This is a genomic window from Variovorax soli NBRC 106424 (assembly GCF_001591385.1).
Taxonomy (GTDB): domain Bacteria; phylum Pseudomonadota; class Gammaproteobacteria; order Burkholderiales; family Burkholderiaceae_C; genus Variovorax; species Variovorax soli.
Genome location: NZ_BCUU01000001.1, coordinates 121,168 through 145,009 on the forward strand (window position 1 = coordinate 121,168; position 23,842 = coordinate 145,009).

Here is a 23,842-nt window from a genome sequence, read left to right on the forward strand (position 1 = left end):
CCGGCTTTGCCGGGCCCCAGGTGGGGTCTCCCCCTCGGGGGGTGGAGTTACACGACCGAAGGGAGTGAAAGCCGGGGGGCCTTCTAGACCGCGCTTTCGTCCTGCTCGCCCGTGCGGATGCGAACCACGCGCTCCACATTGGTGACGAAGATCTTCCCGTCGCCGATCTTGCCGGTGCGCGCGGCGCCCACGATGGCGTCGACACAGCGCTCGACATCGCCTTCGTTGACGACGACCTCGATCTTCATCTTGGGCAGGAAGTCGACCACGTATTCGGCGCCGCGGTAGAGCTCGGTGTGCCCCTTCTGACGGCCGAATCCCTTGACTTCGGTGACGGTGAGGCCGGTGACGCCCACTTCGGCGAGGGCCTCGCGCACGTCGTCCAGCTTGAAAGGTTTGACGATGGCGGTGATCTGCTTCATTTCGGTGTGCTCCCGGCGGTTTCGTTGAATTTGCTGGTAATAGGGTAACGCCAATCCTTGCCGAAGCTGCGGTGCGTGACGCGGATCCCCACGGGCGCCTGGCGGCGCTTGTACTCGTTGATCTTGATCAGGCGCACCACACGTTCGACCACGCTCGCCTCGTAGCCGGCGGCGATGATGGCATCGACGCTCTCGTCGTCTTGCATATAGCGCGCCAGGATGCCATCGAGCACGTCGTAGGGCGGCAGGCTGTCCTGGTCGGTCTGGTCGGGGCGCAGTTCGGCACTGGGCGGCCGGGTGATGATGCGTTCGGGAATGGGTGACGCGCCGGTGCCGTACGGATCGTTGGCATTGCGCCAGCGCGCCAGCTCGAACACGGTGGTCTTGAGCAGGTCCTTGATGACCGCGAAGCCCCCGGCCATGTCGCCGTACAGCGTGCAGTAGCCGGTGGCCATCTCGCTCTTGTTGCCGGTGGTCAGCACGATGGAGCCGAACTTGTTCGACAGGCCCATCAGCAAAGTGCCTCGGATGCGCGCCTGGATGTTCTCTTCGGTCGCATCCTCGGGCAGCCCCTGGAATTCGCCGGCCAGCGCGGCCTTGAAGGACTCGAAGGTGTTCTTGATGGAAATCTCGTCGTAGCGCACGCCCAGGCGCCCGGCCATCTCGCGCGCGTCGATCCAGCTGATGTCGGCCGTGTAAGGCGAAGGCATCATCACGGCGCGGACCTTGTCCTTGCCCAGTGCATCGACCGCCACCGCAAGCACCAAAGCGGAATCGATGCCGCCGGACAGCCCCAGGATGGCGCCGGGAAAGCCGTTCTTGCCGATGTAGTCGCGCACGCCCAGAACCAGTGCGTCCCACAACTGCGCCGATGCGGTGCGCGGCGCCGGCAAGGGCTGGGCGAGCAGATTCACCGCCCCAGCCTGGCGCGCCGCTTCGAGATAGACGATTTCTTCCTTGAAGCTTGCGGCCTGTACAGCGGTGCTCCCATCGGCCTGCAGCGCAAAGGAAGCGCCGTCGAACACGACCTCGTCCTGCCCGCCCACCAGATGCGCATAGACCACCGGCAACCCGATGGATCGCGCCCGGTCGGCCATGCGCGCCACCCGCTCGCCCTCCTTGCCCACGTGGTACGGAGAGGCGTTGATGACCGCCAGCACCTCGGCGCCCGCGCGCCTGGCCAGTTCGGCGGGGGCGTCGAACCAGGCGTCCTCGCAGATGAGCAGGCCCACGGAGATGCCGCCCACCTCGATGACGCAGCTGCCTTCGCCCGGCGTGAAGTAGCGCCGTTCGTCGAACACCTGGTAGTTGGGCAGCTCGCGCTTGGCGTAGGTTTCGAGGATGCGGCCTTCGCGGATGACGCTGGCCGCGTTGTGCCGCATCTGCACCGCGACGGAGCGGCTGCGCACGCTGTGGCCGCTGGGATGGCCGACCACGACCGTCATGCCTTCCAGCCCTGCGAGTTCCTTCGCCACCGTCTGTACGGCCGCATCGCAACCGGCGATGAAGGCCGGGCGCAGGAAGAGGTCTTCGGCCGCATAGCCGCAGATCGAGAGTTCGGGCGTGAGCAGCAGCCGCGCGCCTTGCGCATGCGCCGTGCGGGCCGCGTCGATGATCTTGCGGGCATTGCCGGCCAGATCACCCACCACGAAATTGAGCTGCGCGATGGCAATCTTGAGGGTCATAGAACGGGGAATCGAGACTGCAACGATTATGTCATTCGCCCCCAGACCCAAGGCTTTGCGCGGGCTTGTCCGGCGCGTTGTCGCATGGACTGCTACGCTTGCGGCCAATGCCCTCCGGTCCCTCCGCCTCCCCCGGCCTCGCTCACGCCGACGCCATCCCACCGGCCAGCAAGGCCTACCTGCTCCTGGTCTTCACCACCCTCATCTGGGGCGCCAACGCGGTCGCCGCGCGGGTGGCGGTGGGCGAGGTGTCGCCCATGTTCCTCACCTTCATGCGCTGGGGCATCTCCTGCGTGGCGCTGCTGCTCTTTGCCCGCGGACCGATCCGGGCGCACTGGCATGTGCTGGTGCCGCGCTGGCGCTCCATCGCGCTGATGGGCGCGCTGGGGTTCACCGGCTTCAATGCCCTCTTCTACGCCGCGGCGCATCACACGACGGCGATCAACATCGCGATCCTGCAAGGCGCCATTCCCGTGCTGGTGCTGATCGGCAGCGTGCTCTTCCTCTCGAACCGGGTGAGTGCCCTGCAATGGCTGGGCGTGCTGATCACGCTGGCGGGCATTGCCGTGGTCGCTTCGCACGGAAACCTGGCGCAACTGGCTGGGCTGGACTTCAACATCGGCGACGTCTGGATGATCGTCGCCTGCCTGCTCTATGCCGGCTACATGCTGGGCCTGCGCGGGCGGCCGGAGGTACCGGCCATCGTGTTCTTCGCCGCCACGGCCCTGGTGGCCTGCCTTGTTTCGGTGCCGCTGGTGGCGGCTGAAGTGGCGGCGGGCCAGTTCTTCTGGCCGAGCGCACGCGGCTGGGTCGTTATCGCCTTCGTGGGGCTGCTGCCTTCCTTCGTGTCGCAAGTCACCTTCATCCAGGCCGTGGGAATCATCGGACCTGCCCGGGCGGGGGTGTTCCTCAACCTGGTGCCCATCTTCGGGCCGCTGCTGGCCCTTTTGGTGCTGGGCGAGCCGATCTCGCTCTACCACGGGGTCGCGCTGGCGCTGGTGCTGGGCGGCATCTATATCGCCGAGCGACTGGGAAATCGGCGAGCCTGAGCATGGCCAAGGGCAACGACGAGTTCCTGGCCCGCGTGCACGCATCGCCGGCCGAGGTCGACGCGGCGGCGTGGGATGCCTTGCTGGCCACCCAGGCCGCGCCATCGCCTTTCATGCGGCACGCCTACCTGGCCGCGTTGCACGACAGCGGCAGCGCGACCGCGGCCAGCGGCTGGACACCGCGCTTCTTCACCTTGTGGCGCGGCAGGGCGCTGATGGCGGCCTGCCCGCTCTTCCTCAAGGACCACTCCTACGGGGAATACGTCTTCGACTGGGCCTGGGCCAACGCCTATCACGACCACGGGCTGGCGTACTATCCCAAGGGCCTTGTCGCGGTGCCCTTCACGCCGGTGCCAGGCACCCGCCTCCTGGCGCGCGATGCGGCCAGCCGGGCGCTGCTGGTCGAGGCGCTGGTGGCCTGGTGCGGAGAGGAGAAGCTTTCTTCGCTGCATCTGCTCTTTGGCGCCGACGAGGATATTGCCGCCTGCGCGCAAGCCGGCCTCATGCTGCGCCACACCGTGCAGTTTCACTGGAAGAACGAGGCAGGCGGCGCCCCGGTCCAGCAATGGACGGACTTCGACTCCTTCCTGGCCAGCCTGTCGCACGACAAGCGCAAGAAGATCCGGCAGGAGCGGCGCAAGGTGCAGGACGCGGGCGTGCGCTTTCGCTGGGCGCGCGGCAACGACATCAGCGATGAGGACTGGGCCTTCTTCTACCGATGCTATGCCCGCACCTATCGCGAGCACGGCAACCCGCCCTATCTGACGCCGGACTTCTTCCAGCAGGTCGCCCGCACCATGCCCGAGGCGTGGCTCCTTTTCATCGCCGAACGCGAGGGCCGTCCGATGGCCAGCAGCCTCATCGCCCTGTCTCAGGACGGAAAAAATCCTGGCGCGCCAGAGGCGGCCTATGGGCGCTACTGGGGCGCATTGGAGCGCGTCGACTGCCTGCACTTCGAGGCCTGCTACTACCAGCCCCTGCAGTGGTGCATCGAGCACGGCGTGTCCCGCTTCGAAGGCGGCGCCCAGGGCGAGCACAAGATGGCCCGCGCCCTGATGCCGGTGCGCACCACCAGCGCGCACTGGCTCGCCCACCCCGCGTTTGCCGACGCCGTCGAGCGATTCCTGGAGCGCGAAGGCGCCGGCATCGACAACTACCTCGACCACCTGGGCGAACGCAGCCCCTTCCGCCACACCTGAAACGAAAAAGAGCACGCAAAGTGCGTGCTCTCTCTTCATCAGGGCACTCGCGGAACCGGCTTCGCCGGGCCGCAGAGTGCGCCCCCGTGAGGGGGTTGGCGGACCTTGCGAAGCAAGGGCAGCCTGGGGGCGGGCGAAGGTTATTTCTTGTAGTTTGCGACGCCGTCCAGGATTTCCTTCTTGGCGGCCTCGATGCCTTCCCAGCCCAGCACCTTGACCCACTTGCCCTCTTCCAGGTCCTTGTAGTGCTCGAAGAAGTGGCTGATGGCCTTCAGGCGCATCTGGTTGACGTCGTCCACCGACTTCCAGTGGCTGTAGATGGGCAGCACCTTCGTGGTGGGCACGGCCAGCACCTTGCCATCCACGCCGGCTTCGTCTTCCATCATCAGGATGCCCAGGGGGCGGCAAGGCACGACCACGCCCGGGTGCAGCGGATAAGGGGTGATGACCAGCACGTCCACCGGGTCGCCGTCGCCCGACAGGGTCTGCGGCACGTAGCCGTAGTTGGCCGGGTAGTACATGGCCGTGGTCATGAAGCGGTCGACGAAAATCGCGCCGGATTCCTTGTCCACCTCGTACTTGATGGGGTCGGAATTCATCGGGATTTCGATGACGACGTTGAAGTTGTCGGGCAGCTGCTTGCCGGGGGAGACTTTGTCGAAGGCCATTGTCTTGTCGTGAGTGAAAGGTTTTAACGGGATGCGGACAAACCCCAAGTTTACTTTCCGCGTCACCGGCCCTTCACACCAATTGTCGCTTTTGCCTGTAAATTGCAGTCGTTGGCCAATCGGCCGTCCCCCGCAGCCAACCGGGGGCGGCGTCGAGGAAGCAACGCGGCGGAGGCTCCAAACCCGACACGCGTTGCGCACCGGAACACGAGCCTTCGTCTCCACAAGTCAAAACGAACTTTCTGGAGAAGCAAGGCATGACTGGCAACACCCCTCTCATCCTCGCCATCGCGTGCGGCCTTCTGGCCGTCGTCTATGGCGTCTGGGCCCGCAGTTGGATTCTTTCAAAGGACGCAGGCAACGCGCGGATGCAGGAGATCGCCGCGGCGATCCAGACCGGCGCGGCGGCCTACCTGGCCAAGCAGTACCGCACCATTGCCATGGTCGGCATCGTGCTGGCCATCCTGATCGCCATCTTTCTACATGTGACCACGGCCGTCGGCTTCGTGGTGGGTGCGGTGCTTTCGGGCGCCTGCGGCTTCATCGGCATGAACGTGTCGGTGCGCGCCAACGTGCGCACCGCCCAGGCTGCCACCCAAGGCATCGGGCCGGCACTGGACGTGGCCTTCCGCGGCGGCGCCATCACCGGCATGCTGGTGGTGGGCCTGGGCCTGCTGGGCGTGTCGTGCTTCTTCTGGTTCCTGGTCGGCAATGGCCAGCTCACACCCGACAAGAGCCTGGCCAAGCTGCTCGATCCGCTGATCGGATTTGCCTTCGGCTCCTCGCTCATCTCCATCTTCGCGCGCCTGGGCGGCGGCATCTTCACCAAGGGCGCCGACGTGGGCGCCGACCTCGTGGGCAAGGTGGAGGCCGGCATTCCCGAGGACGACCCGCGCAACCCGGCGGTGATCGCCGACAACGTGGGCGACAACGTGGGCGACTGCGCCGGCATGGCGGCCGACCTGTTCGAGACGTACGCGGTGACCATCATCGCCACCATGGTGCTGGGCGCGCTGATGGTGGCGGCCGCGCCCATGAACGCGGTGCTTTATCCGCTGGCGCTGGGCGCGGTCTCCATCGTGGCCTCGATCATCGGCTGCTTCTTCGTGAAGGCATCGCCGGGCATGACCAATGTGATGCCGGCGCTCTACAAGGGCCTGGCGGTGGCGGGCATCCTCTCGCTGATCGCCTTCTGGTTCATCACCCAGTGGCTCATTCCGGACAACGCCGTGCGCGAGTCGGGCAGCCAGCTTCGCCTGTTTGGCGCCTGCGTGGTCGGACTGGCGCTGACGGGCGTGCTGGTGTGGATCACCGAGTACTACACCGGCACCCAGTACAAGCCGGTGCGCCACGTGGCGCAGGCCTCCACCACCGGCCACGGCACCAACATCATCGCGGGCCTGGGCGTGTCGATGCGCTCCACCGCCTGGCCGGTGATCTTCGTGTGCGTGGCCATCATTGCTTCGTACTCGCTGGCGGGCCTGTACGGCATCGCGGTGGCGGCCACCTCGATGCTGAGCATGGCCGGCATCGTGGTGGCGCTGGACGCCTATGGCCCGATCACCGACAACGCCGGCGGCATTGCCGAGATGAGCGAACTGCCCTCTTCCGTGCGCGACATCACCGATCCGCTCGATGCCGTGGGCAACACCACCAAGGCGGTGACCAAGGGCTACGCCATCGGCTCCGCCGGCCTGGCGGCGCTGGTGCTCTTTGCCGACTACACGCACAAGCTGGAGAGCTACGGCAGCGCCATCAGCTTCAACCTGTCCGATCCGCTGGTCATCGTCGGCCTGTTCATCGGCGGCCTGATCCCCTACCTGTTCGGCGCCATGGCCATGGAGGCGGTGGGCCGCGCAGCCGGCTCGGTGGTGGAGGAAGTGCGCCGCCAGTTCCGCGAGATCCCCGGCATCATGGAAGGCACCGGCAAGCCCGAGTACGGCCGCGCCGTGGGCATGCTGACGGGGGCCGCCATCAAGGAGATGATGATCCCCTCGCTGCTGCCGGTGCTGGTTCCGATCGTCGTGGGCCTGCTGCTGGGCCCGAAGGCACTGGGCGGCCTGCTGATGGGCACCATCGTCACCGGCTTGTTCGTGGCCATCTCCATGTGCACCGGCGGCGGCGCGTGGGACAACGCGAAGAAGTACATCGAGGACGGCAACTTCGGCGGCAAGGGCAGCGAGGCGCACAAGGCCGCTGTCACCGGCGACACCGTGGGCGACCCCTACAAGGACACCGCCGGCCCGGCCGTGAACCCGCTGATCAAGATCATCAACATCGTGGCATTGCTCATCGTGCCGCTGGTGATCCAGTTCCACCCCGGCGCGGAGGGCGCGGCGGGGCGCGGATCGGCATTGGCAGCGCCGGCACCAGCGCCGGTTGCTGCGCCGTCCACGCCCGACAGCAAGCCGGGCGCGGACGAGGCAAGCATCAAGGTCGAGAACGACGTGGTCAAGTTCTACTTCCAGACCGGCAAGGCCGATCTGGCACCGAATGCCGACGCTGCGCTGGCCAACGCTGTCGCCGCCGCCAAGGCAGGCCGCAAGGTTCAGGTCAGCGGCTTTCACGATGCCGTTGGCGGTGCGGCCATCAACGCGGAACTTGCCAAGCAGCGGGCCATGAATGTGGCGCAGGCGCTCAGGAACGCGGGCGCACCGGAGGGCAATGTCCAGCTCGTCAAGCCAGAGCAGATGCAGGCGGACGGAACGCCGGACCAGGCGCGCCGCGTCGAGGTTACCGTCCTGAAATAGACTTCAAAGAAGTCTTCTACGACCCGGCGCAGTTCCAGGCCACCTAGAGAAGGTCCTCCGGCACCAGCGGGCTGAGCAGCGTGTTGTAGAGCCTTTGGGTCCAGGTCGACTCGGGTTCGTAGGAGAGGACGATCTCGCCGTCCCCGTCGGTCGACAGCCATTCGATCGTGGACCTGTCGGCCGTCAGGCGCAGCCGGTAGGCGCTTTCGAGCTTGCTGATGTTGATGACCCGCAGCAGTTCGCGCGCCAGGCGCGGGCTGTCGATCACGATGCCCAGTTCGGTGTTCGAAGTGGCCGAGCGCGGATCGAGGTTGACAGAGCCCAGCAGCACCTTCTGCCTGTCGATCACCGCCGTCTTGGCGTGCAGGCGGCCAAGCGATGTGCCGAAGGTGCCCAGGCGCTTGTTCTTCGTGGTGCGGGCGGGGCTCAGCTCGTAAAGGTCCACACCGCTGCCGAGCAGGCGCTCGCGGTAGCGTGCGTAGCCGCCATGCACCAGCGGCTCATCGTTGGCAGCAAGCGAGTTGGTGAGCAGAGTCACTTTCACATCGCGCGAACGCAACTCCTCGATGGCCTCCATGCCGCGCGTCCCGGGCACGAGGTAGGGGGAGGTCATGTGGACCTCGCTTCCCGCATCCATCAGCTGCGCCCAGACCCGCGCGTTGACGCTGGTGGCGTACGCCTCGTCCGCGGTCATCGAGCGCAGTTTGGCGGGAGGGTCGGCCACCGCGTGGGCCTGGCCCCAGATCATGCCGATGCGACCGGCATCCAGCTCTTCGCCGATCGGGCCGTAGCCCAGGACGTCCGTCGGCGGCAGCACGATCTTCGGCGGCGGCGCGGCCATGTTCACATGCTCGTCGAACTCCTGTCGCATGGCCACGTGGCCGGTGTGCGGCGCCACGATCGAGGCGATGGGGTAGACCTCCTCGCTGTTCCAGTAGTCGTCGAAGATGCCTTCGAGCTGCGCGACGACCTTGCCCATGAACATCGCGTCCATGTCGACGAAGTTCTGCGATGTGTTGAGGGTGAAGTACTCGTCGGCAATGTTGCGCCCGCCCGCCACCCCCATCACCGCGTCGGCGATGAAGAGCTTGTTGTGCATGCGATGGTTCAACCGCCCGATCTCCAGCGGCGAGGCAGCGAACTTGCTCACCAGACCATCGCGACCGCAGCAGAACGGATTGAACAGCCGCACCTCCACATTGGGCGTCTGCGACAAGGCCAGCAGCAGCTGCTGGCTGTCGACCGTGTAGAGATCGTCCACCAGAAGGCGCACGCGCACGCCACGCAGGGCGGCGTCCTTCAGATGGCGCATCAGCAGGCGGCCGGTGCCGTCGTTCTCGAACACGTAGTACTGCAGGTCGAGCGAACGCTTCGCGCGCTTGGCCAGCTCGATCCGTGCATCCAGCGAATACACGCCCAGCGGCATCAGACGGAAACCGCTGTGTTCTTCCGGCGGACTGGACGCTTTCACGATCTTGGCCAGCTCGCCGCTTTCGTCCACCGGCAGCGCCATGGTGGGCGCCATTTCTTTCTGCGGCGGCAGGCTGCCGCAGCCCGCCGCCATGAACGAAACAAGCAGTGCCCCCAGCATGCCGGGCAACCAGCCTCGGCGCCTCCGGCGCGATGTACATGATGGCGGGCATGGGAATAAGATGCCCCTCATCCACTGCGAAACTCTGACCATGACGCTCCCTCTGAAGAAATTTTTCTCGGCGCTGGCGATGATGCCCGCATTTGCTGTCTGCCTGCCAGCGCAGGCGGCCCTGGACATTGGCGAGCCTGCGCCCAAGTTCAGCGCTCCGGCTGCATTGGACGGCAAGCCCTTCACCTATTCGCTGGCGTCGGAACTCGCAAAGGGCCCGGTTGTGGTTTATTTCTTTCCCGCCGCCTATTCCACCGCCTGCTCCATCGAGGCCCATGCGTTCGCCGAGGCCATCGACGAGTTCAAGGCTTTGGGCACAAGTGTCATTGGTGTGTCAACCGACGACTTGGAGACGCTGTCCAAATTCTCGAGTCAAACCTGCCAGGGAAAGTTTCCGGTGGCTTCCGATGCCACCAAGAGCATCAGCAAGGGTTTCGACGCCCTGATGCAGACGCGGCCCGACTATGCCACCCGTGTGTCCTACGTGATCGCGCCCGATGGGAAGGTGGCCTTCATCTATCAAAGCCTCAACCCGGAAAAGCACGTAGAAAAGATGCTGTCGGCCGTCAAGGACCTGTCCGCGAACCGCGACAAGAAGCAATAGCGGGCACGCGCTGCGCAGTGGCTACTCCGAGGGCGTGATCGCCTCGGCGTAGTCGTAGAGCTGCGAGAGCAGTTCTTCGGCCCGTTCGTCCTGGGCCTCCTGCGCCATCTGGTCGATCTGCGCGAAGTAGGCGTCGACGTTGCGCGCACCGCCCTCGCCTTCCAGCAGTCGCGCGATCCGGTGCCGCAGCCAACGCTCCCCTTCCTCCTCGGACAAGGTTTCCGAAAAGTTGCGTGCGCGATAGCGGAACAGGAGCTCTTCAAGCCGCGGATCGTCGAAACCACTGCGCGAGCGGGCCAGTTCGGCTGGCGACAGGCCGCGCAGATGATCGAGCCGGCGCCTGTCGCCATTGCCGACAAAGCCTCCATACAGGTCTTCGTCGACGTCAGGGCTGGCCTCCTTCGCACGGGCGAAGACCTCCGGCCAGATCGCGCTCATGTCGGGAAGTTGCATGGCCAGTTCGGCATGGCGCATGGCCTGCTGCATGTCGATGCCCCAGCGCTGGGCCATGACGTCGTTGAGAGTCCGCAGGTTGCCCACGACCATGGGCGACTTGTTCAGGTGCACGCTCTTGACGGGCAGGCGCGTCACGCCCTCCGGCAGATCCGCGCTGCGGGTGAACAGGCGCTCGCGGATGGTGGCCGCGTCCAGGTTGGCCAGTTCGCTGGGGTCTTGTGACAGGTCCCAGGCCAGCAATTCGTTGCGATTGCTCGGATGGCTGGCCAGCGGCCACATCACGCCCAGGCAGCCGCGCTCGGAGGGGAACATGCCCGAGACATGCAGGAAGGGCTTGGCGCTGCCCTGGACGGCGGGCAGACTCAGCTCGGTCGCCACGCGATCCTTCTTGCGCAGCGCCAGCGCAAAGTCGAAGAGCTTGGGCTGGCGGGACCGGATGAGCCGGGCCAGGGCGATGGTGGCGCGAACGTCCGAGAGCGCATCGTGCGCGGCCTCGTGCACCAGGCCGTTTGCGCGGGTGAGGTCTTCGAGCTTGAAGCTTGGCGAGCCGTCCGGCTTCTTCGGCCACTCGATGCCCTCGGGCCGCAGCGCATAAGTCAGGCGCACCACATCGAGCAGGTCCCATCGGCCGCAGTCGTTCTGCCACTCGCGTGCGTAGGGGTCGATGAGGTTGCGCCAGAACAGGAAGCGCGTGACCTCGTCATCGAACCGGATGGTGTTGTAGCCCACGCCGATCGTGCCCGGCTGGGCCAGTTCGCGCTCGATGCGGGCGGCGAACTGGTGCTCGGGCACGCCCCGCTCCAGGCACAGCTGCGGCGTGATGCCGGTCAGCAGGCACGAGCCGGGATCGGGCAGATAGTCCGGCGCCGGCTGGCAATAGAGCATGAGCGGCTCGCCGATCTCGTTGAGCTGTGCGTCGGTACGGATGCCGGCAAACTGGGCCGGCCGGTCGCGCCGAGGCTGCACCCCGAATGTTTCGTAGTCGTGCCAGAAGAAGGTGAGATCGGGAGAAGAAGACATGCGCTGCAACAAAAGGCCAGGCTCGGCCGGTCCGCAAGAATAGCCGCAAGCGCCAGGGGTGCGAAAAACCGGTTGAGGCGCTACAGCAGCGGCGAGAAAAGCCGCGCCACCGAATCCCCCAGCCGGCGCATGAACGGCTGCTTGCGCAGGCCGCGAACGCCGGACGAACTGTGCAGATCCGTCTCGAACTGGGCCGCCAGAGGTTTCGCGAGTTCGGGGCCGTAGACCACGGCACAGACCTCGAAGTTGAGCCGGAAACTGCGGTTGTCGAAGTTCGCCGTGCCGATCATGGCGCAGTTGTCGTCCACCACCAGCGTCTTCGAGTGAAGCATGCGCTCCTTGTATTCCCACACCTTCACGCCGGCGGCCATGAGCTCCTCGAAATAGGAGCGGGCCGCGGCGCTCACGACGAGCGAATCGCTGCGGCGCGGCACCAGAAGGCGCACGTCCACACCCCGCAAGGCGGCACTCGTCAGCGCCATCAACGCCGGCTCGCCCGGCACGAAGTAGGGTGTGGTGAGCCAAGCCCGCTGCGTGGAGGCATTGATGGCCGCCACATGCATGCGATGAATGGCCTCGAGCTGCGAGTCGGGCCCGCTGGTGATGATCTGCACCGGAATGTCGCCCGCTTCCACGCGCGGCAGCAGTTGCGGCAGGTCGGCATCGATGTCGCGCGGTACATCGCCCGTGGCATAGGTCCAGTCTTCCAGGAAGGTGGTCTGCAGCCAGCGCACCACGCTGCCTTCCAGGCGCACGTGCACGTCGTGGTACGCGTCCGGACGCGTGCGCTTGTCTTCCTCGTCGGTGATGTTCACACCGCCGGTGAAGCCCACACGCCCGTCGCACACCACGATCTTGCGGTGGGTGCGGTAGTTGGTCACCGGACGCAGGCGCCGGCCGATCTTCGTGTCGTGGAACAGGGCCACTTCGATGCCGGCTTCGCGCATGGGCGCCATGAACTTGCGGCCGATGCGCTTGGACCCCAGGGCGTCGATCAGAAGGCGCACCGCCACGCCCTCGCGTGCGCGCTCGATCAGCAGGTCGCGCAGCTGCGTGCCGATGCGGTCGGGCTCGTAAATGTAGTACTCGAGGTGGACGTGGTGCTCGGCCTTGCGGATCGCCTCAAAGATCGCCTCATACGTGCGGGCGCCGCCGGACAGCAGTTCCACGCCGGTCGCGCTGGAAACCGGCAGGCCGCAGGTGGCGTTGCCGAGGGCCGCCAGCTGCCGCAGCGCGGGAGGCGCCCGCTCCTGCGCCTCCCGCAGGAACGCCAGGTCTGCCGGCGCGTGGGCGCTGGCCTTGCTGCGCAGGCGCTTGAGGCGCTGCTTCACCAGGCGCTGCGGCCCCAGGAAGTAATAGATGAAGAAACCCAGGAAGGGAATGAGCGCCAGCGAGAGAATCCAGCTCACCGTGGACACTGGCGCCCGCTTTTGCATCACGATCCATACCGACAGCACCGCGATATAGGCGCTCCAAGCCAGCGAAAGGCCGGTCTTCCATTGGGCGCTGATCTCGGGCAGGGTCAAGGATGGATTCGCTCAGGTTGCGGCCAAAGAAAAAGGCCGGTGCGAATGCTACCGGCCTTTTGAGGAGCCCGAAGATTTCGGGCTGGAGACATGCGTCAGCCTGCCGCGGCTTCTTCCGCCTCGGGCCTGTTCTTGCCTTCCTTCTTGGCCAGCGGCGTGATGTCCAGCAGCACCTCGTCCTTGTCGTCCAGATCGACCGTGAGGCGCCCGCCTTCGGTCAGGCGTCCGAACAGCAGCTCGTCGGCCAGGGCACGGCGGATGGTGTCCTGGATCAGCCGCTGCATCGGGCGCGCACCCATGAGCGGATCGAAGCCCTTCTTGGCCAGGTGCTTGCGCAGGGCGTCGGTGAAGGTGACTTCCACCTTCTTCTCGGCCAGCTGCGTTTCCAGCTGCAAGAGGAACTTGTCGACCACGCGCAGGATGATCTGCTCGTCCAGGGCCTTGAAGCTGACGATCGCATCCAGGCGGTTGCGGAACTCGGGCGTGAACAGGCGCTTGATGTCCCCCATCTCGTCGCCGGCCTGGCGCGGGTTGGTGAAGCCGATGGTCGCCTTGTTCATGGTCTCGGCACCCGCGTTCGTCGTCATGATGATGATGACGTTGCGGAAGTCGGCCTTGCGTCCGTTGTTGTCCGTCAGCGTGCCATGGTCCATGACCTGCAGCAGCACGTTGAAGATGTCCGGGTGCGCCTTCTCGATCTCGTCGAGCAGCAGCACCGCGTGCGGCTTCTTGGTGACGGCCTCGGTCAGCAGGCCGCCCTGGTCAAAGCCCACGTAGCCCGGAGGCGCGCCGATCAGGCGGCTGACGGCATGGCGCTCCATGTACTCGGACATGTCGAAGCGGATCAGCTCGATGCCCATGATGAAGGCCAGCTGCTTGGCAGCCTCGGTCTTGCCGACGCCGGTGGGGCCGGAGAACAGGAACGAGCCGATCGGCTTGTCGCCCTTGCCCAGGCCCGAGCGCGCCATCTTGACGGAGGCGGCCAGCACTTCGAGTGCCTTGTCCTGGCCGAACACCACGCTCTTGAGGTCGCGCTCCAGCGTCTGCAGCTTGCCGCGGTCGTCGTTGCTGACGTTGGCCGGGGGAATGCGCGCGATCTTCGCGACGATTTCCTCCACCTCGGTCTTGCCGATGGTCTTCTTGCGCTTGGTGGGCGCCAGGATGCGCTGCGCGGCGCCGGCCTCGTCGATCACGTCGATGGCCTTGTCGGGCAGGTGGCGGTCGTTGATGTACTTGGCCGACAGCTCCGCGGCCGCCTGCAATGCGGCGGTGGCGTACTTGACGCTGTGGTGCTCCTCGAAGCGGCTCTTGAGGCCCTTGAGGATTTCCACCGTCTCGGCCACGCTCGGCTCGACCACGTCGACCTTCTGGAAGCGGCGGGACAGCGCTGCATCCTTCTCGAAGATGCCGCGGTACTCGGTGAAGGTGGTCGCGCCGATGCACTTGAGCTGGCCGCTGGAAAGCGCCGGCTTGAGCAGGTTGGACGCGTCCAGCGTGCCGCCGGAGGCAGCGCCAGCGCCGATCAGCGTATGGATCTCGTCGATGAACAGGATGGCGTTGGGCTTGTCCTTGAGCGACTTGAGCACGCCCTTCAAGCGCTGCTCGAAGTCACCGCGGTACTTGGTGCCGGCCAGCAGTGCGCCCATGTCCAGCGAATAGACATTGGACTCGGCCAGGATCTCGGGCACCTCGCCCTGGGTGATGCGCCAGGCCAGGCCCTCGGCGATGGCCGTCTTGCCCACGCCGGCTTCGCCCACCAGCAGCGGGTTGTTCTTGCGGCGGCGGCACAGGATCTGGATGACGCGCTCGACCTCGTATTCCCGGCCGATCAGCGGATCAATCTTGCCGTCCTTGGCCAGCTGGTTGAGGTTCTGGGTGAACTGCTCCAGCGGGGAAGACTTCTCGTTCTTCTCGCCGCCGCCCTCCTCGCCCTCGCCGGCGCCGTTGTCGCTGCCCTTGGCAGGCTCGGGCGGGTCGCTCTTCTTGATGCCGTGGGCGATGAAGTTGACCACGTCCAGGCGCGTGACGCCCTGCTGGTGCAGGTAGTACACGGCATGCGAGTCCTTCTCGCCGAAGATGGCCACCAGCACGTTGGCGCCGGTGACTTCCTTCTTGCCGTTGCCGGTGGACTGCACGTGCATGATGGCGCGCTGGATCACGCGCTGGAAGCCCAGGGTGGGCTGCGTGTCCACGTCATCGGTGCCGGCCACCTGGGGCGTGTTGTCCTTGATGAAGTTGGTGAGCGACGCGCGCAGGTCGTCGATATTGGCCGAGCAGGCACGCAAGACCTCCGCGGCGCTCGGGTTGTCCAGCAAAGCGAGCAGCAGGTGCTCCACGGTGATGAACTCGTGGCGCTGCTGCCTGGCCTCGACGAAGGCCATGTGCAAGCTGACTTCCAGTTCCTGGGCAATCATGTGATTTCCTTTTGCCTTGCTGTAAATATCTAACTAAGTGGGTTGGAGTCGCACTTATTCAACCGGTTCACTCACGCACTGCAGCGGGTGCCCCGCCTGGTGCGCCGCTTCCATCACTTGATTGACCTTGGTGGCCGCCAGATCGCGGGAGTACACCCCGCAGACGCCGCGGCCGTCCAGATGGATCTTGAGCATGATCTGGGTGGCGGTCTCCCGGTCCTTGTTGAAGTATTCCTGTATGACCACGACCACGAACTCCATGGGGGTGTAGTCGTCATTGAGCATGACCACCTGGTACATCTGAGGGGGCGCGGTCTTCTGCGGCCGGCGCTCCAGAACCACGGAGTCACCGTCGTCCCGCGCGGGCTTGGTCGCCGGCGGTGTCTTGGGAACGGGAGGGATTCGGGTAGCCATGAAAATCATTCTATCGAGCACGATGAGGCCGTGCCGGCCCAATTCGAATTGGTGGCGGCTTGTCGACAAATCAAGAGGAATTTCGGGCCCCAAAAGAAAAATCCCCGGAGCCAATCATGGCTGCAGGGACCGGCATTCAATCGGCCGAAGAAGCGGCCGAACGACTACATGTTCTCGATCATCACCTGGCCGAAGCCGGAGCAGCTGACCTGCGTGGCGCCTTCCATCAGGCGGGCAAAGTCGTAGGTCACCTTCTTGCTGGCGATGGATTGCTCCATCGAGCGGATGATCAGGTCGGCCGCCTCCTTCCAGCCCATGTGGCGCAGCATCATTTCGGCCGACAGGATCTCCGAGCCCGGGTTGACGTAGTCCTTGCCGGCGTACTTGGGCGCCGTGCCATGGGTGGCCTCGAACATGGCCACGGTGTCGCTCATGTTGGCGCCGGGAGCGATGCCGATGCCGCCCACCTGTGCCGCCAGCGCGTCGGAGATGTAGTCGCCGTTCAGGTTCAGCGTGGCGATCACGCTGTATTCGGCCGGACGCAGCAGGATCTGCTGGAGGAAGGCGTCGGCGATGCTGTCCTTGATGGTGATGTCCTTGCCCGTGCGCGGGTTCTTGACCTTCATCCAGGGGCCGCCGTCGATCAGTTCGCCGCCGAATTCCTTGGCTGCCAGGCCGTAGCCCCAGTCCCGGAAGGCGCCTTCGGTGAACTTCATGATGTTGCCCTTGTGCACCAGGGTGACGCTGGGCTTGTCGTTGTCGATGGCGTACTGGATCGCCTTGCGCACCAGGCGCTCGGTGCCCTCCCGCGAGACCGGCTTGACGCCGACGCCGGAGGTAGCCGGAAAGCGAATTTTCTTGACGCCGAATTCGTCTTGCAGGAACTTGATGAGCTTCCTGGCCTTGTCGCTCTCAGCCTCGAATTCGATGCCCGCGTAGATGTCCTCGGAGTTCTCGCGGAAGATCACCATGTTGGTCTTCTGCGGCTCCTTGACCGGGCTGGGCACGCCCTCGAAGTACTGCACCGGGCGCAGGCAGACGTACAGGTCGAGCTCCTGGCGCAGCGCCACGTTGAGGGAGCGGATGCCGCCACCCACCGGCGTGGTCAGCGGGCCCTTGATCGACACGACGTACTCGCGCACGGCCTGAAGCGTTTCATCGGGCAACCAGACGTCCGGGCCGTAGACCTTGGTCGACTTCTCCCCGGCGAAAACCTCCATCCAGTGGATGCGGCGCTTGCCGCCGTAGGCCTTGGCGACGGCTGCGTCCACCACTTTCAGCATCACCGGGGTGATATCACGGCCGGTTCCGTCTCCCTCGATAAACGGAATGATGGGTTGATCGGGCACATTGAGCGAATTGTCAGCATTGACCGTGATCTTCTGGCCTTCGGTCGGGACTTTGATGTGCTGATAAGCAGACATGAGGGGTTAGGCTCCGGACAAATTTTGATGGCTACGGACAACACATTGCTCCGGCCAGCTAAAGAATAGCCTTAGAATTTTAGACGCAACCGGGGATAGCGGACTGTCAACCCATGGCCTGCCAGGCCCGTTGTTGACGAACCTTCTGTTCCCCCGGGAGGCGTCTCGAAACCATTTCCAATGAGGAATTCGACAATGAGCAAAGTACTCGCAGTGATGATTGCCGGCTTGTTCGCCGCTGGCGCCTACGCGCAAAACCCGGCCGGCCAAACGGCCGAACAGGGCAACCTGAACACCAAGTCGCAGCAGCGCGCGGAAGCCCGCAAGAACGCCAAGCCGCAAGGCCAGGTCCGCAAGTCGGGCGGCGACACCGCCGCATCGTCCGAATCGGCTGTCGTCGGCAATGACAAGGCCACCGCCGCTGGCGAAGCTCGCAAGCAGACGCGCGACCAGCGCAAGCCGGGCCGCGCCAAGACCACGCAAGGCGGCACTCCCGACATGCCCGGCGCGAAGTAATTCGCTCCTCGCTTTCAAAAGAGCGCCTTCCGGGGCGCTTTTTTATTTGTGTACTCATTCCTTTCAGATTGTCTCGGCTCCGCGCTGGCAATTTGGCGCTAAGCTCGCCATCGATATACGCCAGCCGTCATTTCCTGGTTTTGCGATGTCGCCCCGCACCTTTTTCCTGCCTCTCGTCGTTCTGGTTAATTTTTTTCTACAGTCTGCCGCCATCGCCCAAGGTACGGGCGAGCCGCAGATGGACCTGCCGCGCGTTCGGATCAACGCCGGCATGTACCAAATTGATGCCCAGGTCGCAGCGGCTCCCCTCGAGCGCCAAATCGGGCTGATGTACCGCAAGGAAATGCCCCAGCAGGAGGGCATGCTGTTCGTCTTCGAGCAAGCCTCGCCGCAGTGCTTCTGGATGAAGAACACGCTGCTGCCGCTCACCGCCGCCTTCGTGGCCGACGACGGCCGGATCGTGAACCTGGTGGACATGAAGCCACAGACCACCGACAACCATTGCTCCGAAGAGCCGGTGCGCTACGTGCTGGAAATGAACCAGGGCTGGTTCGCCAAGAAGAACATCAAGAAAGGCTTCCACCTCACCGGCAAGCCGTTCCAGCCCGCTCGCTGAAAATCTTTCGAAAAGCAAAAAGCCGGCATCAAGCCGGCTTTTTGCTTTTGGCTATTCGCCCGGTGCTGCCTGGCGCGATCAGCCGAAGTTCTTGGCCGCGAAATCCCAGTTGGCCAGCTTGGCCAGGAAGGTCTCGACGAACTTGGGGCGCAGGTTGCGGTAGTCGATGTAGTAGGCGTGCTCCCAGACGTCCACCGTCAGCAGCGCGGTGTCGGCGGTGGTCAGCGGCGTGCCGGCGGCGCCGGTGTTCACGATGTCGACGCTGCCGTCAGGCTTCTTCACCAGCCAGGTCCAGCCCGAGCCGAAGTTGCCCACGGCGGACTTCACGAAGGCTTCCTTGAAGGCGTCGAAGCTGCCCCACTTGGCGTCGATGGCCTTGGCCAGGGCACCGGTGGGTGCGCCGCCGCCTTGCGGCTTCATGCAATTCCAGAAGAAGGTGTGGTTCCAGATCTGGGCCGCGTTGTTGTAGATGCCGCCGCTGGACTTCTTGACGATCTCCTCCAGCGTCATGCTCTCGAACTCGGTGCCCTTTTGCAGGTTGTTCAGGTTCACGACGTAAGCGTTGTGGTGCTTGCCGTAGTGGTACTCCATGGTTTCCTTGGAGTATTCGGGCGCCAGTGCGTCGAGGGCGTACGGAAGGGGAGGAAGAACGTGTTCCATATCTATTTCTCGTGGAGGGTTGATGATGATGTCGACGTGAAAGCGCGCATTCTAGAAACTATTCATTGGCCTTGCCTGTAGTACCGTGCCGCGTTTTTTCGACATCGAGCACATTCAAGCGCGCCTGGCCGTCTGCCATGCGGGCGCGAACGGTGGAACCGGGCGTGAGTTGGTCGACACTGGTCAATGCATGGCCCTGTGCATCCGAGAGCCACGCATAGCCGCGCTGAAGGACCAGCGAAGGATCGAGCAGTTGCAGGTGGGTATCGGCCTGCGCAAGGCGCCGATGCTGATCGCCAAGTGACTGTGCCAGCGCGCGGGGCAAGCGGTCATCCAGCCGCTGCTGCACCTGGGCCAGGCGCTCGAGCTTCGACAATGCGCCGAAGTGCATTCGCTGCGCCAGGTGCGAGCACCGCAGTTGCGCTCGCGCGATCAGGCCCGAGGGCCTCCCCAGGCGTGCGGCCGCCTGGTCCAGCCGCTGGCCCAGGCTGTCCAGGCGCGTGGCCAGGGCATCGTCCAGCCGCTCCTCCATCAAGTCGAGCGCGCCCAGCCAGGTGTCGCGCGGTGCCGACACCAGTTCGGCCGCCGCCGTCGGCGTCGGCGCCCGCAGGTCGGCACAGAAATCGGCAATGGTGAAATCGGTCTCGTGTCCGACCCCGCTCACCACGGGCACCGGGCTTTCGACGATGACGCGCGCCAGCACCTCGTCGTTGAAGGCCCAGAGGTCTTCCATGGAGCCGCCGCCCCGCACCAGCAGGATCACGTCGACCGCCGGTTCCAGCGCGTACAGGCCGCGCAATGCCCGGACCAGTTCGGACGGCGCGCCTGCACCCTGCACCGCAGCCGGCGCGATGACGACCGGGATGTGCGGCACGCGCCGCCGCAGCGCAGTCGCCACATCATGCAAGGCAGCCGCGCCGAGCGAGGTCACCACGCCGATCGAACGCGGCATCGTCGGCAGCGCTCGCTTGCGGGCCGGGTCGAACAAGCCCTGCGCCTCCAGGCGGGCCTTGCGCTGCAGGAACTGCTCGAACAGCGCACCCTGCCCTGCGCGCTGCAGGCTTTCCACCACCAGTTGGAGATCGCCCCGGGGCTCGTACACGGCCAGCCGGCCGCGCACTTCCACCTGGTCGCCGTCGCGCGGGTTGAAGTCCAGCAGGCTGGCCGCTCGCCTGAACATTGCGCAGCGCAACTGCCCCGTGTCGTCCTTCAGCGCGAAATAGCAGTGCCCGCTGGCGGCTCGCGAAAAGCCCGAGATCTCGCCGCGCACGGCCACGGGATTGAAACGCGCATCGATCGCATCGGCCACCGCATGGCACAAGGCCCCGACACCCCATACGCGCGGGCCGTTGTAGGCGCGAACGTTATTCGCCATACCAAATTCCGCTGGCCTGGGGAAGCACTCTTCCACAAGGGTTCGCCCCACTGACTGTCTCAGCGCCTGGACGGCATGCACAGGCCATGTTCTCGTGCAAGCCCTTGATTCCATTGCAGAAATGACTGCTCAAAATTCACTCGATCCAATCGGAAGCCCGGCACATGCGGGTCTGGCGGGGTTCTCCAGCCAGTTAATCACAAAGTTATCAACAGATTCTGTGCGCTGCACAACAGGGATTGAAGGCTTGCGTGAAGCGCAATGGCGCGGTGGATAATCGCCGCGCATTTGCATTCTTTTACAGCGCCGGAGGGCTCTTTGTTTTCGATCATAGTTGCTGCAGGCTGGCCGATCTGGCCCCTGCTCTTGTGTTCCGTTCTGGCGCTGGCACTCGTCATCGAGCGCTTTACCTCCCTCAAGACCAATCGTGTGCTGCCGCCCAAGCTGCTCGACGAAGCCATCAACGTGTCGCGCAATGCGGTGCCGGCACCTGACGCCGTGGCCAAGCTCGAACGCAACTCCTCGCTCGGCGAGGTTCTTGCAGCCGGCTTCCGGGCGCTGAATGCCAACCCGCGCTCCACCGACGACGACATCCGTGCCGCCATGGAGGCCACCGGCCGCACCGTGGCGCACAAGCTGGAGCGGTACCTGGCGGCCCTGGCGACCATTGCCTCGGCGGCGCCGCTGCTGGGCCTGCTGGGGACGGTGATCGGCATGATCGAGATCTTCGGCTCCCAATCGCCCGCGGGTGGCGCAGTCGGTTCGGGCAATCCTGCACAGCTGGCCCACGGCATCTCGATCGCGCTGTACAACACGGCCTTCGGCCTGATCGTGGCCATTCCCACCCTGATCTTCTGGCGCTACTTCCGCAGCCGCGTGGACGAATACCTGCTGAACCTGGAGCTGGCGAGCGAGCGCTTCGCCCGCCACCTGGAAATGCTGCGAGGCTAGGCTTTTCGTGAAGCGCAAGACCTCGATGGATTTCCGCCACGGCTCGCGCGATGAGCCGGAGATCAACCTGATTCCCTTCATCGACGTGCTGCTGGTGATCCTGATCTTCCTGATGCTGTCGACCACCTACAGCAAGTTCACCGAAATGCAACTGCGCCTGCCCGTGGCCGACGCGGAGGCACAACGCGACTACCCGAAGGAGATCATCGTCTCGATCTCCTCGGACGGCCGCTACGTTGTCAACAAGACCGCCCTGCCGGAACGCGGCGTGGAAGCCGTTGCCGCCGCCCTGGGTGCCGCCGCGAACGACGGCAAGGATCACGTGGTGATCATCAGCGCCGATGCCAGCGCCGCGCACCAGTCGGTGATCACGGTCATGGAAGGCGCACGGCGTGCCGGCCTGATGCAGATCACCTTCGCCACCCAATCGGCCGCCCAGGCCAGACAGTAGCCTTGGACCTGCAGCGCGCCTGGCTCGAACGCGGCGCCACTGCGCGGCTGCTGTGGCCGCTTTCCCTGCTGTTCAGCGCCCTGGCGGTCGCGCGCCGGGCGCTGTACCGCACCGGCATTCTGCGCAGCGAGCGCGCGGCGGTGCCGGTGGTCATCGTGGGCAACGTGGTGGCCGGCGGCGCCGGGAAGACGCCCTCGGTCATCGCGATCGTGCGGCACTTGCAGGCGCGCGGCATGGCCGTGGGCGTGGTGTCGCGCGGCTTTGGACGCGCCACCGACGACTGTCGCGAAGTGCTGGCATCCAGTGCACCGCAGGACACGGGCGACGAGCCCCTGCTGATTCGCCATGCCACCGGCGCCCCCACCTTCGTCGCGCGCAAGCGCATCGAAGCCGCCCGCGCGCTGCTGGCGGCGCACCCGCAGACGCGGCTCATCGTGAGCGACGACGGCCTGCAGCACCTCGCCCTGGCGCGCGACGTGGAAATCTGCGTGTTCGACGACCGCGGCATCGGCAACGGCTGGCTGCTGCCCGCCGGCCCGCTGCGCGAATCCTGGCCGCGCCGCTGTGACCTGGTTCTCCACACGGGCGATCAACCCGCCTTCGCAGGATTTCGCGCGCGCCGCGCGCTGGCCGGCGCGGCGGTCGACCGGGATGGCAACAAGGTGCCGCTGGCCACCCTGGCTGGCCGCAGCATCCTCGCGGTGGCGGCCATCGCCAAGCCCCAGGGGTTCTTCGACATGCTGCGGGCCGCGGGCATCACTGCCGAGGATTGCAGGGCGCTGCCGGATCACCACGACTTCAAGGACTGGGCACCGCCCCCGGCCGGCACCACGGTGCTGTGCACCGAAAAGGACGCCGCCAAGCTCTGGCAGGTGCAGCCGGATGCGCTGGCGGTGCCGCTGGTCTTCGAACCCGAGCCGGCCTTCTTCCAGGCGCTGGACGCAAAGCTATCATCGCTCGATGGATAGCAAGCTTCTCGAACTGCTCGTGTGCCCCGTCACCAAGGGCCCGCTCACCTGGAATGCCGCCAAGCAGGAACTGTGGTCGCGCAGTGCGCGGCTGGCCTACCCGGTACGCGACGGCATCCCGGTCCTGCTTGAAAACGAGGCGCGCGAACTCACCGACGAAGAGCTGGGTCTCTGATCGCCATGGCGACACGCGATTTCGTGGTGCTGATTCCGGCGCGGCTGGCATCCACCCGCCTGCCGGACAAGCCCTTGGCCGATATCGCCGGCCTGCCGATGGTGGTGCGGGTGGCGCAGCGCGCCCGGCAGTCCGGGGCGGCGCGCGTGGTGGTCGCCGCCGACCACGAGCGCATCACCAAGGCCTGCGCCGCACACGGCGTCGAAGCCCTGCTGACCCGCCAGGACCATCCCAGCGGCAGCGACCGCCTGGCCGAGGCCTGCGAGAAGCTGGGCCTGGCCGACGACGCGATCGTGGTCAACGTGCAGGGAGACGAGCCGCTGATCGAAGCGTCTCTCATCGATGCCGTGGCGCAGGCCCTGGCGGACCGTGCCGATGCGGACATGAGCACCGCCGTCCATGCCATCGACAACCTGGCCGAATTCCTCAATCCCAATGTCGTGAAGGCGGTGCTGGATGCGCGCGGCACCGCGCTGTACTTCAGCCGCGCACCCATTCCGTGGTGGCGCGACGGGTACGCCGAGGGAGGCTTCAAGGCCCTGCCCTCGCCCGCCCCGTGGCGGCACATTGGCATCTATGGCTATCGCGCGGGCTTCGTGAGGCAGTTTCCCAAGCTGCCGCCGGCGCCCATCGAGACCAGCGAGGCGCTGGAACAGCTCCGGGCGCTCTGGCACGGGCATCGCATCGTGGCGCACATCAGCGACCACGCACCGGGCCCGGGCGTCGACACGCCGGAAGACCTCGAGCGGGTGCGGCGGCTTCTGGCCGCCTGAACGCCCCAAGGGCACTACCCAGGGGCAGTTACCCCGGGGGGCCATGCTATCCTCGCCGCAATTCCGTCACGCGGCAGCGCCGGC

22 protein-coding genes are annotated in these 23,842 nt (G+C 65.5%); 11 read left to right on the forward strand and 11 right to left on the reverse strand.

Annotated elements, in window-relative coordinates:
• Positions 1 to 83: 83 nt before the first annotated feature.
• A complete protein-coding gene (locus tag VSO01S_RS00560; protein ID WP_068639847.1) occupies positions 84 to 422 on the reverse strand; it encodes a P-II family nitrogen regulator in 339 nt (112 codons plus the stop codon).
• Positions 419 to 2,107: an NAD+ synthase gene (locus VSO01S_RS00565; RefSeq protein WP_068639848.1), complete on the reverse strand. Its 1,689-nt coding sequence runs from the start codon at positions 2,105 to 2,107 to the stop codon at positions 419 to 421. The genes VSO01S_RS00560 and VSO01S_RS00565 overlap by 4 nt, the downstream gene beginning before the upstream one ends.
• Positions 2,108 to 2,214: 107 nt before the next feature.
• Here VSO01S_RS00565 and VSO01S_RS00570 point away from each other — a divergent pair, with 107 nt between their 5' ends.
• Positions 2,215 to 3,156, forward strand: coding sequence for a DMT family transporter (locus VSO01S_RS00570; protein ID WP_084241600.1), 942 nt, complete (start codon positions 2,215 to 2,217; stop codon positions 3,154 to 3,156).
• Positions 3,157 to 3,158: 2 nt separating this feature from the next.
• Positions 3,159 to 4,355: a GNAT family N-acetyltransferase gene (locus tag VSO01S_RS00575; protein ID WP_068639849.1), complete on the forward strand. Its 1,197-nt coding sequence runs from the start codon at positions 3,159 to 3,161 to the stop codon at positions 4,353 to 4,355.
• A 140-nt stretch (positions 4,356 to 4,495) separates the two neighbouring features.
• Here VSO01S_RS00575 and ppa read toward each other — a convergent pair whose 3' ends face one another.
• Complete coding sequence (ppa, locus tag VSO01S_RS00580) at positions 4,496 to 5,023, reverse strand: inorganic diphosphatase (protein WP_068639850.1); 528 nt, start codon at positions 5,021 to 5,023, stop codon at positions 4,496 to 4,498.
• 257 nt (positions 5,024 to 5,280) lie between these two features.
• Here ppa and VSO01S_RS00585 point away from each other — a divergent pair, with 257 nt between their 5' ends.
• Positions 5,281 to 7,773: a sodium-translocating pyrophosphatase gene (locus VSO01S_RS00585; RefSeq protein ID WP_068639851.1), complete on the forward strand. Its 2,493-nt coding sequence runs from the start codon at positions 5,281 to 5,283 to the stop codon at positions 7,771 to 7,773.
• Between the two features lie 43 nt (positions 7,774 to 7,816).
• On the opposite strand, the gene VSO01S_RS00590 is transcribed toward VSO01S_RS00585, so the two are convergent.
• Positions 7,817 to 9,364 carry a phospholipase D-like domain-containing protein gene (locus tag VSO01S_RS00590; RefSeq protein WP_068639852.1) on the reverse strand — a complete coding sequence of 516 codons (1,548 nt, stop codon included), beginning with the start codon at positions 9,362 to 9,364 and terminating at the stop codon, positions 7,817 to 7,819.
• Positions 9,365 to 9,455: 91 nt separating this feature from the next.
• Between VSO01S_RS00590 and VSO01S_RS00595 the strand changes: the two genes are divergently transcribed.
• Positions 9,456 to 10,019: a peroxiredoxin gene (locus tag VSO01S_RS00595; RefSeq protein WP_068639853.1), complete on the forward strand. Its 564-nt coding sequence runs from the start codon at positions 9,456 to 9,458 to the stop codon at positions 10,017 to 10,019.
• Between the two features lie 21 nt (positions 10,020 to 10,040).
• Here VSO01S_RS00595 and sbcB read toward each other — a convergent pair whose 3' ends face one another.
• From sbcB to icd, 5 genes are all read right to left on the reverse strand, one after another.
• The gene (sbcB, locus tag VSO01S_RS00600; RefSeq protein WP_068639854.1) at positions 10,041 to 11,495 is read right to left on the reverse strand and encodes an exodeoxyribonuclease I; all 1,455 of its coding nucleotides are present in this window, start codon (positions 11,493 to 11,495) and stop codon (positions 10,041 to 10,043) included.
• 80 nt (positions 11,496 to 11,575) lie between these two features.
• Positions 11,576 to 13,021, reverse strand: coding sequence for a cardiolipin synthase (gene cls / locus VSO01S_RS00605; protein WP_068639855.1), 1,446 nt, complete (start codon positions 13,019 to 13,021; stop codon positions 11,576 to 11,578).
• 95 nt (positions 13,022 to 13,116) lie between these two features.
• Positions 13,117 to 15,435 carry an ATP-dependent Clp protease ATP-binding subunit ClpA gene (gene clpA, locus VSO01S_RS00610; RefSeq protein WP_068639856.1) on the reverse strand — a complete coding sequence of 773 codons (2,319 nt, stop codon included), beginning with the start codon at positions 15,433 to 15,435 and terminating at the stop codon, positions 13,117 to 13,119.
• Positions 15,436 to 15,489: 54 nt separating this feature from the next.
• Positions 15,490 to 15,849 (reverse strand): ATP-dependent Clp protease adapter ClpS, encoded by a 360-nt coding sequence (gene clpS, locus VSO01S_RS00615; RefSeq protein ID WP_068639882.1) that lies wholly within the window; start codon positions 15,847 to 15,849, stop codon positions 15,490 to 15,492.
• Between the two features lie 164 nt (positions 15,850 to 16,013).
• Entirely contained in the window at positions 16,014 to 17,273 is a 1,260-nt protein-coding gene (icd, locus tag VSO01S_RS00620) for an NADP-dependent isocitrate dehydrogenase (protein ID WP_068639857.1), read from the reverse strand.
• Positions 17,274 to 17,468: 195 nt separating this feature from the next.
• On the opposite strand from icd, the gene VSO01S_RS00625 reads away from it, so the two are divergent.
• A complete protein-coding gene (locus VSO01S_RS00625; protein ID WP_068639858.1) occupies positions 17,469 to 17,789 on the forward strand; it encodes a cell envelope biogenesis protein TolA in 321 nt (106 codons plus the stop codon).
• Positions 17,790 to 17,934: 145 nt separating this feature from the next.
• Entirely contained in the window at positions 17,935 to 18,405 is a 471-nt protein-coding gene (locus VSO01S_RS00630) for a DUF192 domain-containing protein (RefSeq protein WP_084241601.1), read from the forward strand.
• A 78-nt stretch (positions 18,406 to 18,483) separates the two neighbouring features.
• Here VSO01S_RS00630 and VSO01S_RS00635 read toward each other — a convergent pair whose 3' ends face one another.
• Together VSO01S_RS00635 and xseA are read right to left on the reverse strand one after the other, a co-directional pair.
• Positions 18,484 to 19,065, reverse strand: coding sequence for a superoxide dismutase (locus VSO01S_RS00635; protein ID WP_068639859.1), 582 nt, complete (start codon positions 19,063 to 19,065; stop codon positions 18,484 to 18,486).
• 58 nt (positions 19,066 to 19,123) lie between these two features.
• Positions 19,124 to 20,440: an exodeoxyribonuclease VII large subunit gene (gene xseA / locus VSO01S_RS00640; RefSeq protein WP_068639860.1), complete on the reverse strand. Its 1,317-nt coding sequence runs from the start codon at positions 20,438 to 20,440 to the stop codon at positions 19,124 to 19,126.
• Between the two features lie 318 nt (positions 20,441 to 20,758).
• Here xseA and VSO01S_RS00645 point away from each other — a divergent pair, with 318 nt between their 5' ends.
• The 5 genes from VSO01S_RS00645 to kdsB are packed head-to-tail and all read left to right on the forward strand — an operon-like array spanning position 20,759 to position 23,758.
• Positions 20,759 to 21,391 (forward strand): MotA/TolQ/ExbB proton channel family protein, encoded by a 633-nt coding sequence (locus VSO01S_RS00645; RefSeq protein WP_068639861.1) that lies wholly within the window; start codon positions 20,759 to 20,761, stop codon positions 21,389 to 21,391.
• Between the two features lie 25 nt (positions 21,392 to 21,416).
• A complete protein-coding gene (locus tag VSO01S_RS00650) occupies positions 21,417 to 21,842 on the forward strand; it encodes an ExbD/TolR family protein (RefSeq protein WP_068639884.1) in 426 nt (141 codons plus the stop codon).
• Positions 21,818 to 22,810 carry a tetraacyldisaccharide 4'-kinase gene (lpxK, locus tag VSO01S_RS00655; RefSeq protein WP_068639862.1) on the forward strand — a complete coding sequence of 331 codons (993 nt, stop codon included), beginning with the start codon at positions 21,818 to 21,820 and terminating at the stop codon, positions 22,808 to 22,810. Before VSO01S_RS00650 ends, lpxK begins: the two co-directional genes overlap by 25 nt.
• Positions 22,803 to 22,985 carry a Trm112 family protein gene (locus VSO01S_RS00660; protein ID WP_068639863.1) on the forward strand — a complete coding sequence of 61 codons (183 nt, stop codon included), beginning with the start codon at positions 22,803 to 22,805 and terminating at the stop codon, positions 22,983 to 22,985. Before lpxK ends, VSO01S_RS00660 begins: the two co-directional genes overlap by 8 nt.
• A 5-nt stretch (positions 22,986 to 22,990) precedes the next feature.
• Entirely contained in the window at positions 22,991 to 23,758 is a 768-nt protein-coding gene (gene kdsB / locus VSO01S_RS00665) for a 3-deoxy-manno-octulosonate cytidylyltransferase (RefSeq protein ID WP_068639864.1), read from the forward strand.
• Positions 23,759 to 23,842 lie beyond the last annotated feature (84 nt).

What these genes read in the sequence shown, in the direction of transcription:
- VSO01S_RS00560 (WP_068639847.1), bottom strand. Translation starts at nt 422, where the DNA reads ATGAAGCAGATCACCGCCATCGTCAAACCTTTCAAGCTGGACGACGTG.
- VSO01S_RS00565 (WP_068639848.1), bottom strand. Translation starts at nt 2,107, where the DNA reads ATGACCCTCAAGATTGCCATCGCGCAGCTCAATTTCGTGGTGGGTGAT.
- VSO01S_RS00570 (WP_084241600.1), top strand. Translation starts at nt 2,215, where the DNA reads ATGCCCTCCGGTCCCTCCGCCTCCCCCGGCCTCGCTCACGCCGACGCC.
- VSO01S_RS00575 (WP_068639849.1), top strand. Translation starts at nt 3,159, where the DNA reads ATGGCCAAGGGCAACGACGAGTTCCTGGCCCGCGTGCACGCATCGCCG.
- ppa (WP_068639850.1), bottom strand. Translation starts at nt 5,023, where the DNA reads ATGGCCTTCGACAAAGTCTCCCCCGGCAAGCAGCTGCCCGACAACTTC.
- VSO01S_RS00585 (WP_068639851.1), top strand. Translation starts at nt 5,281, where the DNA reads ATGACTGGCAACACCCCTCTCATCCTCGCCATCGCGTGCGGCCTTCTG.
- VSO01S_RS00590 (WP_068639852.1), bottom strand. Translation starts at nt 9,364, where the DNA reads ATGCTGGGGGCACTGCTTGTTTCGTTCATGGCGGCGGGCTGCGGCAGC.
- VSO01S_RS00595 (WP_068639853.1), top strand. Translation starts at nt 9,456, where the DNA reads ATGACGCTCCCTCTGAAGAAATTTTTCTCGGCGCTGGCGATGATGCCC.
- sbcB (WP_068639854.1), bottom strand. Translation starts at nt 11,495, where the DNA reads ATGTCTTCTTCTCCCGATCTCACCTTCTTCTGGCACGACTACGAAACA.
- clpA (WP_068639856.1), bottom strand. Translation starts at nt 15,435, where the DNA reads ATGATTGCCCAGGAACTGGAAGTCAGCTTGCACATGGCCTTCGTCGAG.
- clpS (WP_068639882.1), bottom strand. Translation starts at nt 15,849, where the DNA reads ATGGCTACCCGAATCCCTCCCGTTCCCAAGACACCGCCGGCGACCAAG.
- icd (WP_068639857.1), bottom strand. Translation starts at nt 17,273, where the DNA reads ATGTCTGCTTATCAGCACATCAAAGTCCCGACCGAAGGCCAGAAGATC.
- VSO01S_RS00625 (WP_068639858.1), top strand. Translation starts at nt 17,469, where the DNA reads ATGAGCAAAGTACTCGCAGTGATGATTGCCGGCTTGTTCGCCGCTGGC.
- VSO01S_RS00630 (WP_084241601.1), top strand. Translation starts at nt 17,935, where the DNA reads ATGTCGCCCCGCACCTTTTTCCTGCCTCTCGTCGTTCTGGTTAATTTT.
- VSO01S_RS00635 (WP_068639859.1), bottom strand. Translation starts at nt 19,065, where the DNA reads ATGGAACACGTTCTTCCTCCCCTTCCGTACGCCCTCGACGCACTGGCG.
- xseA (WP_068639860.1), bottom strand. Translation starts at nt 20,440, where the DNA reads ATGGCGAATAACGTTCGCGCCTACAACGGCCCGCGCGTATGGGGTGTC.
- VSO01S_RS00650 (WP_068639884.1), top strand. Translation starts at nt 21,417, where the DNA reads ATGGATTTCCGCCACGGCTCGCGCGATGAGCCGGAGATCAACCTGATT.
- VSO01S_RS00660 (WP_068639863.1), top strand. Translation starts at nt 22,803, where the DNA reads ATGGATAGCAAGCTTCTCGAACTGCTCGTGTGCCCCGTCACCAAGGGC.
- kdsB (WP_068639864.1), top strand. Translation starts at nt 22,991, where the DNA reads ATGGCGACACGCGATTTCGTGGTGCTGATTCCGGCGCGGCTGGCATCC.